Consider the following 14,263-nt stretch of genomic DNA (forward strand, 5'->3'; position numbering starts at 1 on the left):
CCCGAAGTCGGGCTTCCACTGGCACACTCCGCGGCAAAAATCAAAATCTTCGCCTTCACTGCCGGCGTCAGTCCGTGGACAGCGCCTTGAAGGCTTCGCGCAGCGAGTCCACCGTCTTGCCCGCCTTGTCCACATGGCGGATGTCGTCGATCGTGTAGGAAAGGTCTGGCGCCGTGCCCTCCCGCACCATGTCGAACAGAACCGTGACCTTGATCGGCTGCGTGCCGCTGCCGAAACAATACATTTCCGTAAACTGCACCGTCACTGTCGTCTTGGCACCTTTCGGCCCGGACTTGTAGCTGATGTCCTTCGGGCCGCAGCCATCCTGGCCGCCGGTAATCGGGTCCCAGTCGATGAAGATCTCGTCGCCCCTGGCCTTGGTCTTCACAAGTGCCGTTGTGAGGTCGCGGGTAAAGCCGAGACTGAAAAAGGTAAGAAGCGAATGCGGATCGAAATATTCCTTGCCCGCAACGGAAGCCTTAATGACCGCCTGAACGGGCTTGGCTGGCTCCTGCGCAAAGGCTGTTCCGGCATAGAACAGCAAGGCACAGGCACACACAATCTGACGCAATGGCATGTTCATTCCCCCTGATGGATGCGCCCAGCTGCGAGCCCCCGCCCCCGCCGGCCACGCAGACCTGACCGCTTTACTGCGCGTCCTTGGCCAGCGACTGCATTTCGGCATAGACCGAATCACGCTCGCCTTCAGCCACATGATGCATGTCATCGATCACCGGCTTGCCGCTTTCGATCACCACATCGAAATGTACCTCGCTGACCGCGTCTTTGATCTGCGCGTCATCGATGCAGGTCCACATCTTGAATGATACGACGACGTCCGTCATGCCGTCCCTTGCAGCACCAGGCTTGATAGCGATATCCTGCAGCGGGCAACCATCCTGCGAATTGGTCACGACATCATAGCCGAAGGGATCGCCCGGCTCGTTATTTTCCGTGTCATAGGCCGGATGCTTCGCAGCCTCCTTGTAGGCGGCCTGGAATCGCTTGCTGAACAACTTTGCCAGCGGCTCGGGATCGAACATGTATTTCCAGTCGGCGTCCACGCTTTCCCAGTTCGCCTTGGTCATATCCATGACCTGCCTGACCGGTTCGCTTACGTCCGCAGCGCCGGCAACTGTAGCAAAGAGTGAAAAGGAAAGCGCGATCATCATGGTGCGCATTGTGGTTGAGAATCCCTGATTGATGTGAGGTCGGAGATTATCCCCGCACCGGGGTTTGGCAATGGCAAATATGGTTGCACGCGCTTTGCGTTCTGCTGCGGCAATGCTATAGCGCTCGAGATTTTCGTCCACGCGTCGGATCATTCGATCCCGCACAGTCAAGAGGCACATACATGAACAAGATCAAGGTAGCCAACCCGGTCGTCGATCTCGACGGCGATGAAATGACCCGCATCATCTGGCAGTTCATCAAGGACAAGCTGATCCTGCCCTACCTTGACCTCAACATCGAATATTACGACCTCTCGGTCGAAAATCGCGACGCAACCGACGACCAGGTCACCGTCGATGCAGCCAACGCCATCAAGAAGCACGGCGTTGGCATCAAATGCGCCACGATCACGCCAGACGAAGCCCGCGTGAAGGAATTCGGCCTGAAGAAGATGTGGAAGAGCCCGAACGGCACGATCCGCAACATCCTCGGCGGCGTGATTTTCCGCGAACCGATCATCATGCAGAACGTTCCGCGCCTGGTTCCGGGCTGGACGAAGCCGATCATCGTCGGCCGTCACGCGTTCGGCGACCAGTACCGCGCCACCGATTTCAAATTCCCCGGCAAGGGCAAGCTCTCTATCAAGTTCGTCGGTGACGACGGCCAGACGATTGAGCACGACGTGTTCGACGCCCCGTCGGCTGGCGTGGCCATGGCCATGTACAATCTGGATGATTCGATCCGCGATTTCGCCCGCGCCTCGCTGAACTACGCCCTGCAGCGCGGCGTTCCCTGCTACCTCTCCACCAAGAACACCATCCTCAAGGCCTATGACGGCCGCTTCAAGGATCTGTTCGAGGAAATCTACGAGGCCGAATTCAAGGAACAGTATGAAGCTGCCAAGATCTGGTACGAGCATCGCCTGATCGACGACATGGTCGCATCCGCGCTCAAGTGGTCCGGCGGCTATGTCTGGGCCTGCAAGAACTACGACGGCGACGTGCAGTCCGACATCGTGGCGCAGGGCTTTGGCTCACTCGGCCTGATGACCTCGGTTCTGATGACGCCGGATGGGAAGACGGTCGAAGCCGAAGCCGCCCACGGTACGGTGACGCGCCACTATCGCCAGCATCAGAAGGGACAGGAAACCTCGACGAACTCGATCGCCTCGATCTTCGCCTGGACACGTGGTCTCGCACACCGCGCCAAGCTCGACGACAATGCGGAACTCGCAACCTTCGCCGACACGCTTGAGAAGGTCTGCATCCAGACGGTCGAAGCCGGCTACATGACGAAGGATCTCGCCCTGCTGATCGGTCCCGACCAGCCCTGGCTCTCCACCACCGCCTTCCTCGACAAGATCGACGAGAACCTCAAGGCCGCCATGGCCGCCTGATCGGCGCCAAGCGACTGACACATGACTGCGAAGCCCGGCCACGTGCCGGGCTTCTTGCGTTTGAAATGGCGAATCAGCGATCTTGTCATGCGGCCGACATGTGGTTATGAAATGAACATAACGTGAACAAACAGGAGGATCAAATGAGCCTTGTGCTTTATACAAACCCCATGTCGCGCGGCCGCATCGTGCGCTGGATGCTGGAGGAAGTCGCTGCACCTTATGAAGTGCAGTCCCTGCCCTTTGGCGAGGCGATGAAATCTGCCAGCTATCTGGCCATCAACCCGATGGGCAAGGTCCCGGCACTGGTGCACAATGGCACTGTTATCACGGAATGCGCCGCCATCTGCGCCTATCTCGCCGAAACCTTTCCGCAGGCAGGTCTTCATCCGCAAGCAGACGCGGAGCGCGGCGCCTATTATCGCTGGATGTTCTTTGCTGCAGGTCCGTTGGAAGCAGCCGTCAGCAATCGCAGCCTTGGCTTCGATGTGACACCGGACAAGCAGCGCACGGTCGGCTATGGCTCGTATGAAGCCGTCATGGACACACTGGAAATGGCAGTCTCGACCACGCCCTTCATCGCCGGCGAGCGCTTTACGGCAGCCGATGTCTATATCGGCTCACATATCATGTGGGGCCTGCAATTCGGCACAGTTGAGAAACGCCCTGCTTTCGAGTCCTATGTGGCGCAACTCACGCAAAGACCAGCGCATCTGCGGGCAACCGAACTGGACGACGCCCTGCTGGCAACACGGGGCTGAGGCCCAGGGTCTTCGCGCCAAACGACACACGTTCACCATGCTTTGATATTGGACCTTGGCCCGGCTCATGATAATGAGCCGGCCATGAAAAATAGCCCTTCCCACTCTCCCATCCATGTCGTTGGCGGCGGTCTTGCCGGCTCGGAAGCCGCATGGCAGATCGCTCAATCCGGCGTGCCCGTCATCCTGCATGAAATGCGCGGCGTGCGCGGCACGGACGCCCACAAGACCGATAGCCTGGCCGAACTGGTCTGCTCCAACTCATTCCGCTCCGATGATGCGACGGCCAATGCCGTTGGTGTCATTCACGCGGAAATGCGGCTTGCCGGTTCGCTGATCATGGCCTGTGCCGACCGTCATCAGGTACCGGCCGGCGGCGCACTGGCCGTTGACCGTGACGGCTTTGCCGAGGCGGTGACGCAGGCGATCGACGAACATCCGTTGATCACCGTCGTGCGCGAGGAAGTGCAGGGCCTGCCGCCGGCAGACTGGGGCCTCACCATCGTCGCAACCGGCCCACTCACCTCCGAGGCGCTTGCGGCGGGCATTCAGGCGGAAACCGGCAAGGATGCGCTTGCCTTCTTCGATGCGATAGCACCCATCGTCCACAGGGACAGTATCGACATGGATATCTGCTGGTACCAGTCGCGCTATGACAAGGTCGGCCCCGGCGGCAATGGCAAGGACTATATCAACTGCCCGCTCGACAAGGTGCAATACGACGCCTTTGTCGATGCGCTGATTGCCGGCGATGCCGTCGGCTTCAAGGAATGGGAAGGCACGCCCTATTTTGACGGCTGCCTGCCGATCGAAGTCATGGCCGAGCGCGGCCGCGAGACCCTGCGCCACGGCCCGATGAAGCCGATGGGGCTGACCAATGCGCACAACCCGACGGTCAAGGCCTATGCGGTCGTACAGTTGCGCCAGGACAATGCGCTTGGCACGCTCTACAATATGGTGGGTTTCCAGACGAAGCTGAAATATGGCGCCCAGGCGGAAATCTTCCGGAGGATTCCCGGCCTGCAGAATGCCGAATTTGCCCGCCTCGGCGGGCTGCACCGCAACACCTATATCCACTCGCCGACGCTGCTCGACCAGAGCCTGACCTTGAAGAGCCGTCCAGGCCTGCGCTTTGCCGGCCAGATCACCGGCTGCGAGGGCTATGTAGAAAGTGCAGCGATCGGCCTTCTGGCGGGCCGGTTTTCCGCAAGCGAGGCCAAAGGCGAGAGGATTTCACCGCCGCCGGCAACCACGGCACTCGGCGCTCTGTTGAACCATATTACCGGCGGGCATCTCGTCTCCGAGGATGAGCCGGGCAAGCGCTCGTTTCAGCCGATGAATATCAATTTCGGCCTGTTTCCCGACCTCGAGCCCGGCTCGATTGTGCGGCCCGAGGGCATCAAGCGCTTTCGCGGCAAAGACAAGACAATCATGAAGCGGCAATTGATGGCGCGTCGGGCACTCTCCGATTGCGCTGGCTGGCTGGGGGTTCCCCCGCCGATTTCATACCAAGCGTCGATGATAGAAACCGATTGCGCCGGAGCGATTTTGGTTTCCGGCTAGGAGAAAACCACAGTCGGACCTCTCGGTCCGGCGAGGATTTGCGACAACGTCCGGGAGGCAAAACCGCCCGGTGCTTCGCATGGGCCGGATTTCGTTCACCGGCTACGTCGCAATCCTCGACCGATGCCAACAGCATCGCTCTCCGGTATGCTCCTTGCCGGATGAACGTCTCCGGTCCCACGCAATGGGTTCCTATCATCGACGCTTGGTATCAGACCTTGGCGGGACCGAGATCGTCTCCGAACCCATCGACGCCTGACAAAGCCTGGCTGCCCGGTGCCATGAAATTGCCGAGCAGCCAGAGCGACACTTCTGCGGCTTCGGCGGCTGTCATAAAGGTAAAACTGCCGTTTTGAGTTGGCGCATCAAGAAACTCGATGGCAAGCCCGCGACCATTGGGTAACGGGTCTACGCGCACGCGACCGGGTTCGATCAGGTGGCAGGCGTAGTGATTGCCGCGGTTGCGCATGATGCCGGCCTTGTTGTCATGCAGGCGCACGAAGACTGCCAGACCATCAACCGTCTCATGCAGACTGCGAATGGCTTCCAGCGGATAGGCCCGGCCGAATTCTATGATGGCCAACCCTGCATCATGCCTGTTGCCCTCTTCACGATACTTGGCCATCCGCGTCGCATAATAGGCAAACGCAATGACAAGCAGAAAGAGGATGGACCAGGTCACAAGGCTCACAATGATCCCTTTCGAAAATCGGGCAAGGCAATGCAGGCGCTATAGCGTTTGAGGCTTGCGCGAATGTGGCCAGCGTTAAGGACATGGGCCAGAATGGCGCGGATCAGATACGCTTCAGCACCAGCGTCCCGGTCATGCGCAATTGTCGGCGCCACTGCGCCGACTGAAGCGGAGCCTCAAGGCGATCGGCTCGCAGACGCTGCGCGCGGCGCAGAACGGGATAGGCCAAAGCGACGGGTAGATAGGCAGGCAACAGCGCGGCGGGGATCTTGCCCGCAGCCCGCGCCCGCCGCAGGTGGTCGAGCCCAAGGCCAGCAAAGGCATTCAGCGCAAGGCTGAGCTTATGGGCATCCTCCTCCGCCAAAAAGCTGTCGCGGTTCAGCCCGGTTGCCACAAGGATATTCTCCGGCACATAGACCTGGCCGCGACGCAGGTGGAGCGGCATCAGAAGCAGGAGACCGGCAATCGCCTGTGCCACGCCCGCATGGCCGGCAATCTCGGTGTTGCCCATCGCCGCCTGTGGGTCCAGCACCAGGCTGGCAAGCTGGATCAGCGCAGAGGCCGTTTCGCCCGCATAGCCTTCCAGCGCGTTTCGATCCGGCATAGGATCATCGTAAAGGTCGAAAATGCGCGCATCGATCATGTCGAGAAAGGTCTGGCGCGGCAGGCCATGCGTGTCGATCGTCTCGATCAGCGCGCGCGCCACCGGATTGGCACTTGCCTCGCCCTTGGCTGTGCCCTCCAGCAGATCCCGCCACCATTGCAGCCGGATTTCACCGGCAAGCGGCTGCTGCACAACGTCTCGCACGCGAGCAATTTCCGCATTGAAGGCATAAAGCGCCGCAAGGGCGCCCTGCTTCGGTTGTGGAGACAGGAGGCAGGCGAGATAGCGATCACGATCCGTCTCGCGGAGCGTTGCAAGACATATGTCCCAATGGGAGCCAGCGCTGGCCGTCACGGCAGTGTCTCCGCTTTCAAGAAGTCAGACGGCGATGAAGGCAGCCGCCACCGGCCGCTGCTCGCCGAGCATGATATTATACGTGCGCACGGCGGCTCCGGTTCCCATCGGGTCGGAAGAAATGCCTTTGGCCCGAAGTGCTGCCTTCAGAGGCGCCGGCAGGGGCCGGATATCCTTGCCGGTGCCGACCAGCAGAAATTCCACATCGCCGGCTTCCGCCAGAATACGCGCAAAGGCGTCTACCGTCAGCGCATCGCCTTCAGACAGATCCCAGCCGTAGATACCGGACGGCAGGCAGATCAGCGAGCCACGATGCGACATGTCGGCAAAGCGGAAACCGCCATTGCCGTAGGAGTCGATCACGGCCCGGCCCGGAAAGTGGGCGTCGCGGATTTCAATGTTACGCGCCAAGGATCACACGCCCGGCTTGCTGCTGGACAAGCTCTTCTCCGTCTTTGTCTTGCGGTTCTCCTCCGTATCGAAGGCATCGCTGCGCAGCTTGAAGGCAATCAGCACAGGGGCCGCGATATAGATCGACGAGAAGGTCCCGACGGCCACGCCAAACAGCATGGCGAAAGTAAAGGAGCGAATGACTTCGCCACCGAAGATATAAAGCGCCGAGAGCGCAATCATCGTCGTCAGACCGGTCAGAACCGTACGCGACAGCGTCTGGTTGATCGAAATGTCGATGAGTTCCGTCAGCGGCATTTTCTTGTAGCGCCGCAGGTTCTCTCGCATTCGGTCATAGACGACAACCGTATCGTTGAGCGAATAACCGACAATCGTCAAAATGGCCGCGATACTGGTCAGGTTGAACTCGATACCCGTCAGAACAAAAAGCCCCATGGTCAGGATCACGTCATGCATCGTGGCGATGATCGCACCCACCGCGAACTGCCATTCGAAACGAAACCAGATGTAGACGAGGATGAACAGCAGCGCCACACCGACGCCAAGCGTGGCCGTAAAGCTCAATTCGCTCGAGACAGACGGGCCAACGACCTCGACGCGGCGGAAATCATATTCCCCTTCCAGGTCATTGCGAATGCGCTGCAGCGCCGACTGCTCGGCATTTTCGCCACCATCCTGCGCCTGCACGCGCACAAGAACATCCTGTGGCGTACCAAAGCCTTGCGCCTGAACCTCACCCAGATTGAGTTGGTCGAGCCGCGCACGGATATCGGCAATATTGGCGTCGCCTTCCCGCGCCTTCATCTCGATGATCGAACCGCCACGGAAATCGATGCCGAGATTCATGCCGATGCTGGCAAACGCCACCACCGAGGCAATCGACAAAGCAGCAGCACCGAAGAATGTGTAACGGCGCAGCGACATGAAAGGCAGGCCACGACCATCGAACATGCCGGTGCGAATGCCTTTCGGCAACTGCTTGGGCTTGGAACGACGCACCCAGAGCGCAAACATCCAGCTTGTAAAGGTAAAGGCGGTAAAGACGGTGGTGACGATACCGACGGCCAGCGTCACGGCAAAGCCACGCACCGGGCCGGAGCCTAGATAGAACAGCACGACGGCGGCAATCAGCGTCGTCAGGTTGGCATCGATGATCGTGGCGAAGGCACGCTTGAAGCCGCTGTCGATGGCAGGCAGCAGCGAGCGACCGCTTTTGACCTCTTCGCGAATGCGCTCATAGATCAGAACGTTGGAATCCACCGCCATGCCCATGGTCAGCACGATACCGGCAATGCCGGGCAGTGTCAGCGTCGAGCCAATCAAGGTCAGGACGGAAAGGATCATGACGATGTTCACGGCAAGCGCGATATTGGCCAGTATCCCGAAGAAACCATAGAATGCGAGCATGAAACTGGCGACGGCGAGCGCGCCGATGATACTGGCTACAACGCCGGCGCGGATGGAATCCGCACCAAGGCCGGGACCAACCGTGCGCTCTTCAACAACTGTCAGCGTGGCTGGCAGCGCGCCGGCACGCAGCAGAACCGCGAGATCATTGGCGCTCTGAACGTTGAAATTGCCGGAAATCTGGCCGGACCCGCCGATAATCGGTTCGCGGATAACCGGCGCGGAAATCACCTGGTCATCGAGGACGATGGCAAACGGACGCCCGACATTCTGCTGCGTGGCCTGCGCAAAACGCTGGGCACCGCGCGAATCGAAGCGGAAGGTGACGACCGGTTCATTGGTCTGCTGGTTGAAGCTGGCCTGTGAATCAACAAGGCTTTCGCCCGAGACCAGCGCACGACGCTCCACCAGGTAAGGCACCGGTGGATCATCCATCGAATACATGATCTGCGATGCCGCCGGAGGGCGACCGTTCAGCGCCTCCTGAACCGGCATGCTGGTATCGACCATGTGGAAGGAGAGTTTTGCCGTCTGATTGAGCAGGGCCTTCAGGCGCTGCGGATCTTCAAGACCCGGAACCTGCACGATGATGCGGTCTTCGCCCTGACGCTGGATCAGCGGTTCGGTCGTGCCGAGCTCGTCAACACGGCGACGCACCACCTCGATGGACTGCGTGACTGCCGAGGACAGTCGGTAATTGATGCCTGCATCGGTCAGGCTGAGGCGCAAGGCTCCGTCACCGCCATCGGCGAGAGTCATTTCTGTGACCGTCCCGCCGAATGCGCCTGACGAGACCGGCTGAAGCAGCGGCGCAAGTGCCGTGCGGGCTGCTTCGATCTGAGCTGGATCGGTAATCTTGACCTGGATCTGCTGACCGGTGCCATTGAGGCCTGTATAGCGCACATTGGCTTCGCGCAGGACATTGCGCACATCGCCGACGACCGTTTCCAGCCGTTCCTTGACGATATCTGCACGCTCAAGCTTGAGCATGATGTGCGAGCCGCCCTGAAGATCGAGGCCAAGCGTGACCTTTTTCGTCGGGAACCAGCTTGGGAGCTCTGCCAAACGCTCATTGCTGAAAAGATTCGGTGCCGCCACGAAACCGCAGAGGACAATGACGAACCAGATGAATAGGGTCTTCCAGCGTGAGAAGTATAGCATTGAGCTCTCGATGTTCTGGATAGAACAGGGGGCGCCTCGATACCGGGACGCCAACCCGCTATCGGGTGTCAGGCAGTTTCGGTCTTGACCGGCTCGCCCTTGACACGGACTTCGGCAATATAGGTGCGCATGGCGCGGATCTTCACGCCTTCGGCGATTTCGACCTCGAGCTCGTTGTCATCGACGACCTTGGTCACCTTGCCGGCAATGCCACCGCCGAGAACGACCTGATCGCCACGACGGATGTTCGCCAGCGTTTCCTGCCGCTTCTTCATCTGTGCACGCTGCGGGCGGATGAGGAAGAAGTACCAGACCACCATCAGCGGCGCGAACAGGAAAAGCATTTCGAGGCCGGAGCCGAATGCGGATGCACCAGGTGCGGCACCCTCGGCTTGGGCAAATGCTTCTGTAATGAACATCGAGAACTCCCAGGAAAAATGGTTACGGAGGTACCCCCCGCTTCAAGCCGCCGGAATATAGTTGCGCTGAAGGCGAATGCAACAGAAACGGCGGACACGGCGTACCGAATTGAGCGCTCTTACCCTTTCGATGCACAAAACACCATGCTACCGCGAACGAAAAGCGTTGTTGCCGTGCAAGTCGATGCACAGGAGGGAAAACATGTCCGAGGTTTCAACCGCTACACTGATTGCCGAGGTTCGCCGCCTTGCCGACGCTTTGGAGCGGCTGGCGGGCCCGCCGCCGGCGAAAAACGACTGGACCGCCGCCGATTGCTTCGTCTGGGTGCCTGCGCGCGAATTCCTGCAACCGGTGCTGCGCCCGAACCGCGTCGCACTAAAGCTGATCCGTGGCGTCGATCACGTTCGCGACATCCTGCATGAAAACACCCTGCGATTCGCCGAGGGTTTTGCTGCCAACAACGTGCTTCTCTGGGGCGCGCGCGGCATGGGCAAATCCTCGCTGGTGAAAGCCGTGCATGCGGATGTGCGCGCCGCCGGCGCGCGCTTGAAACTGGTCGAGGTTCACCGCGAAGATATTTCGTCGCTGCCGACGCTTCTCGATATCCTCAAAACATCAGGCTTTCGAGTCATCGTGTTTTGCGACGACCTATCCTTCGATCATGACGATACCGCCTATAAATCCCTGAAGGCAGCCCTTGATGGTGGCATCGAAGGCCGTCCGGACAATGTCCTGTTCTACGCCACGTCCAATCGCCGACATCTTCTGCCACGCCACATGATGGAAAACGAGCAATCGACGGCGAGCAACCCCTCGGAAGCGGTCGAGGAGAAGGTCTCGCTGTCGGATCGCTTCGGGCTCTGGCTCGGCTTCCACAAATGCAACCAAACCGACTATCTGGCGATGATCGACGCCTATGCCGACCATTTCGGCATATCGGACGATCGTGAAAGACTGCATCACGAGGCGCTGGAATGGGCAACCACCCGCGGCGGGCGCTCGGGCCGCGTCGCCTGGCAATATATCCAGGATCTCGCCGGGCGCCTGCGCAAGCCGCTGGAGCGCGACGGATATGCATCGGTGGCACCTTCCCCATAACGCAGAAAGCCCGGACGAGCCGGGCTTTCGCTATCTCCTCACGACGCAATACTATTCGAGGAAAGTGATCGGGTTTACCGGCGTTGCATCCTTGCGCACTTCGAAATGTACCTGCGGGCGCTTGGCGTCACCGCTCATGCCGGATGTGGCGACCGTCTGGCCGCGCTGGATCTTCTGGCCGCGCGTCACCGAAATATTGGCGGCGTGGCCATAGACTGTAACCTTGCCGTCGTCATGGCGCACGAGAACCGTGTTGCCGAGCTGCTTCAATCCATTGCCGGCATAGATCACGACGCCGTTTTCGGCGGCTTTGATCGGTGTACCTTCCGGCACGGAAATGTCGATACCGTCATTGCGGCTGCCATTGACGTTCTGCCCGTAGGACGCAATCACCGCGCCAGTGACCGGCCAGCGATATTTGCTGATGCCCGTAGATGTCGGTGCAGGCGTCGACATGTCGGACTTCTGTTCGACATCCGACAGGCTTGCCGTTTGGGCCGCCGCTGGCTTTTCAGGCGCTTTGGCAGCCGGCGCATCCGGCTTCAGGGCAACCTGCTCGGCCTTAGGGGCAGCGGCAGGCTTCTGTGTTGCAGCAGCGGGAATCGAGGCCGTCTTCAGGTCATCGCCCGAGGTGCCGGCAACCTTCAGAGTCTGGCCGATTCGCAGATTGCCGTCGGTGATGCCGTTTTCGGCCTTCAGGCGATCGATCGGCGTATTGGTGGCCTTGGCGATCTTGGACAGGGTGTCGCCGCTCTTGACGACATAGCCGCCGCTTGGCGGAACCGGCTTGCCGCCGGCAGGCGGCGTCAGCTTGCCGGCTTCGGCCTGCATCTTGTCGCGGGCACCAGCCGGTGTCGGCAGGACGGCAACCTTGTCGCCCGGCTGTTGGGACGGAACCGGAAGCTTGCCCGGATTTTGCAGGTCGATGGCGCCGGCCGCAAGCTTGGCCGCATTCGTGCCCTGCGAATAGGTAGGGATGATGACGATCTGACCGGCCGTGATCGATCCGCCATTGGCGCGCAGGATTTCCTTTTCCGGAACGCCGTAACGGTTGGAAAGCGTTGCAGCTGTCTCACCGGGCTTCAACGTTACCTTCGGTGCATTGGTAACAGACCAGCCCTTGGAACCAGTCGAACCGGTGACGACACCATCGGCATTGACGGTCGGAGGACGGCGCACGCTGGCCGTGGCTTCCGGCACCTTGGCCGGCATGGGCTGGGCAAGCGCCTCATTGCGGCTCTGTAGATCGCGGGCCGGCGGAAGCGAAGCGGCAGACTGCGACGCGGCTGAAGGCGGCGCAAGTTCAGCGCGCTGGATGGATGCGGAGGCACGTGCCGGCGACGGGCTTGCCGGCGCAACAGGCTGGTAGCCGCCTGACGCATAACCACCGGAATTTGCGGCCGGATAAGGCTGGCTCACCGCTCCGCTGCGGGACAGGTAGTCCGAGCCGGGTGCGGAACCTATATTTTCTTCCGGGATCGGTGCAAGACCATAAGCACCGCCACCCTGTCTTTGCGGGATGGATGCCGTCGTCAGACTATCCTTGTCGGAAAACAGACCGGTAAAACGAGATGCGTCGGAGCTGCAACCCGCCGCCGTACTGGCCAGAAAGACCGCAACGGCTATGCGTACGGCTGAGTTTCTCATTTTCGATGAACTGTTCAAACGCATGACTCGACCTACACCACGCAACCAACTTGGGAGTCATTAAAGCGCGTTAGTCTTACCGGCGGGTTAAGGCCCGCCATAAGGGTCGAATATTTTTGGCAAATTGCTAACCATGATGCAGCGCAGCAATCACCCTTTTCACAGTTGCGAGGCGATATGCGGCACAAGCGGCAGGAAACCGACCGGAAACAGATCTTCCCGTTCGAAGCGACTGCCGGTCTTGGTCAGGCGCACCATCATGCACGTCTCGTCATCCAGCATCAGCGGCGCCACCATGGAACCGCCATGCACCAGCTGTTCGGCATAGAATCGCGGGATCTGGCTAAAGGCGGCAGTCACCAGAATGCGGTCGAACGTGCCCTCGCCCGGCATGCCATTGCCACCATCGGCCTGACGAATGATGACATTGCGCAGACCCAGCGCCTCGATCCGCCCCTGCGCCGCCGTGACCAGCGTGCGATAGCGCTCGACGGACAGAACGCGCTCGGCAAGCCGGCACATGACGGCGGTCATGAAGCCGCTACCTGTGCCAATTTCGAGCACCCGCTGACCGGGACGGATCTGCAGGCGCGAGAGGATGCGCACGGCCAGATCCGCACCTTCCATGAAGGAACCGCAATCGATGGGAATAGAACGGCTGGAATAGGCATCGCCAATGAATTGCGGCGGCACGAATTGCGAGCGCGGCGTCTGCTCGCAGGCGGTGAGCAGATCGAGATCGGTGAGGCCTTCCGCCCGGAGCCGAAGCACCAGCGAGGCAAACCCCTCCTTCTCGAGCATGCCGGCTTTCAAGGGTTACCCCCCAGCGCACGAGCAAGGCTGTCGCGCACCGTATAATCCGTAAGGTCAAGCTTCAGCGGGCTCACGGAAATCCGATTGGCGCGAAGAGCTTGGATATCGGTACCTTCTGCAAACTGACCGGCACGTTCGCCAAAACGCAGCCAGAAATAGGGGTTGTCACGGCCATCCTGACGTTCATCGAGAACCAGCGCAAAATCGGTGCGCGCCTGTGAGGTCACCTCTATGCCAGCCACATCACCGGCAGCGCAGGCCGGGAAATTGACATTCAGGAAGGTACCGGCCGGCAGATCGAGAGCAAGAAGCCTCGCAATCAGGTCCGGCGCATAATGTTCAGCTGTCGCCCAGTCAAGGTGGCGCTTGCCATCCTCGTAGCGCACCGCCTGGCTGAGCGAAATGGACCGCACGCCCTGGATCGTGCCCTCGATGGCACCGGCCACGGTGCCCGAATAGGTCACGTCATCGGCAATGTTTGCACCGGCATTGATGCCCGACAAAATGAGATCCGGCTTGACGTCCATGACATGGCGCAGGCCCATGATGACACAATCGGTCGGCGTGCCGCGCACGGCAAAATGCCTGTCCGACACCTGGCGAAGACGAAGCGGCTCCGACAGGGTCAGGGAATGGGCAAGCCCGCTCTGGTCCGTTTCTGGCGCCACGACCCATACGTCGTCGCTCAGCCTGCGGGCAACACGCTCCAGCACCGCCAAGCCTTCGGCCTGGATGCCATCATCATTGGTCAGCAGGATGCGCAT

The 14,263-nt window shown here is 60.2% G+C and carries 14 protein-coding genes; 4 read left to right on the top strand and 10 right to left on the bottom strand.

The annotated features are described in order from the left end of the window. Window positions 1-67: 67 nt before the first annotated feature. Together E8M77_RS17220 and E8M77_RS17225 are read right to left on the bottom strand one after the other, a co-directional pair. Entirely contained in the window at window positions 68-577 is a 510-nt protein-coding gene (locus E8M77_RS17220; protein WP_137131868.1) for a hypothetical protein, read from the bottom strand. Window positions 578-647: 70 nt separating this feature from the next. Continuing rightward, entirely contained in the window at window positions 648-1,313 is a 666-nt protein-coding gene (locus tag E8M77_RS17225) for a hypothetical protein (RefSeq protein ID WP_246659305.1), read from the bottom strand. A gap of 41 nt (window positions 1,314-1,354) precedes the next feature. On the opposite strand from E8M77_RS17225, the gene E8M77_RS17230 reads away from it, so the two are divergent. From E8M77_RS17230 to trmFO, 3 genes are all read left to right on the top strand, one after another. Next, window positions 1,355-2,569, top strand: a complete 1,215-nt coding sequence (locus E8M77_RS17230; RefSeq protein ID WP_137131869.1) for an NADP-dependent isocitrate dehydrogenase — start codon at window positions 1,355-1,357, stop codon at window positions 2,567-2,569. 143 nt (window positions 2,570-2,712) lie between these two features. Then, window positions 2,713-3,330 carry a glutathione S-transferase family protein gene (locus E8M77_RS17235; RefSeq protein ID WP_137131870.1) on the top strand — a complete coding sequence of 206 codons (618 nt, stop codon included), beginning with the start codon at window positions 2,713-2,715 and terminating at the stop codon, window positions 3,328-3,330. An 84-nt stretch (window positions 3,331-3,414) separates the two neighbouring features. Then, window positions 3,415-4,893: a methylenetetrahydrofolate--tRNA-(uracil(54)-C(5))-methyltransferase (FADH(2)-oxidizing) TrmFO gene (trmFO, locus tag E8M77_RS17240; RefSeq protein ID WP_137131871.1), complete on the top strand. Its 1,479-nt coding sequence runs from the start codon at window positions 3,415-3,417 to the stop codon at window positions 4,891-4,893. A gap of 211 nt (window positions 4,894-5,104) precedes the next feature. On the opposite strand, the gene E8M77_RS17245 is transcribed toward trmFO, so the two are convergent. The 5 genes from E8M77_RS17245 to yajC all read right to left on the bottom strand — a co-directional run bounded on the left by E8M77_RS17245 (window position 5,105) and on the right by yajC (window position 9,940). After that, window positions 5,105-5,584 (bottom strand): hypothetical protein, encoded by a 480-nt coding sequence (locus E8M77_RS17245; RefSeq protein ID WP_137131872.1) that lies wholly within the window; start codon window positions 5,582-5,584, stop codon window positions 5,105-5,107. Window positions 5,585-5,687: 103 nt separating this feature from the next. Continuing rightward, the gene (locus E8M77_RS17250; protein WP_137131873.1) at window positions 5,688-6,542 is read right to left on the bottom strand and encodes a phytoene/squalene synthase family protein; all 855 of its coding nucleotides are present in this window, start codon (window positions 6,540-6,542) and stop codon (window positions 5,688-5,690) included. Window positions 6,543-6,566: 24 nt separating this feature from the next. Next, on the bottom strand, window positions 6,567-6,953 hold the full coding sequence (locus E8M77_RS17255) for an Mth938-like domain-containing protein (protein WP_137131874.1): 387 nt from the start codon (window positions 6,951-6,953) through the stop codon (window positions 6,567-6,569). A 3-nt stretch (window positions 6,954-6,956) separates the two neighbouring features. After that, window positions 6,957-9,521, bottom strand: a complete 2,565-nt coding sequence (gene secDF / locus E8M77_RS17260; RefSeq protein WP_137131875.1) for a protein translocase subunit SecDF — start codon at window positions 9,519-9,521, stop codon at window positions 6,957-6,959. 68 nt (window positions 9,522-9,589) lie between these two features. Then, a complete protein-coding gene (gene yajC / locus E8M77_RS17265; RefSeq protein WP_137131876.1) occupies window positions 9,590-9,940 on the bottom strand; it encodes a preprotein translocase subunit YajC in 351 nt (116 codons plus the stop codon). A gap of 202 nt (window positions 9,941-10,142) precedes the next feature. Here yajC and E8M77_RS17270 point away from each other — a divergent pair, with 202 nt between their 5' ends. Continuing rightward, entirely contained in the window at window positions 10,143-11,039 is an 897-nt protein-coding gene (locus E8M77_RS17270; RefSeq protein WP_137131877.1) for an ATP-binding protein, read from the top strand. Between the two features lie 51 nt (window positions 11,040-11,090). Here E8M77_RS17270 and E8M77_RS17275 read toward each other — a convergent pair whose 3' ends face one another. The 3 genes from E8M77_RS17275 to surE form a co-directional block, all read right to left on the bottom strand. Then, window positions 11,091-12,686 carry a LysM peptidoglycan-binding domain-containing M23 family metallopeptidase gene (locus E8M77_RS17275; protein WP_246659306.1) on the bottom strand — a complete coding sequence of 532 codons (1,596 nt, stop codon included), beginning with the start codon at window positions 12,684-12,686 and terminating at the stop codon, window positions 11,091-11,093. Between the two features lie 159 nt (window positions 12,687-12,845). Beyond that, complete coding sequence (locus E8M77_RS17280; RefSeq protein WP_137131879.1) at window positions 12,846-13,499, bottom strand: protein-L-isoaspartate(D-aspartate) O-methyltransferase; 654 nt, start codon at window positions 13,497-13,499, stop codon at window positions 12,846-12,848. Continuing rightward, on the bottom strand, window positions 13,496-14,263 hold the full coding sequence (gene surE / locus E8M77_RS17285) for a 5'/3'-nucleotidase SurE (RefSeq protein ID WP_137131880.1): 768 nt from the start codon (window positions 14,261-14,263) through the stop codon (window positions 13,496-13,498). The genes E8M77_RS17280 and surE overlap by 4 nt, the downstream gene beginning before the upstream one ends.

The sequence above is a fragment of the Rhizobium sp. FY34 genome (genome assembly GCF_005222845.1).
GTDB lineage: Bacteria > Pseudomonadota > Alphaproteobacteria > Rhizobiales > Rhizobiaceae > Neorhizobium.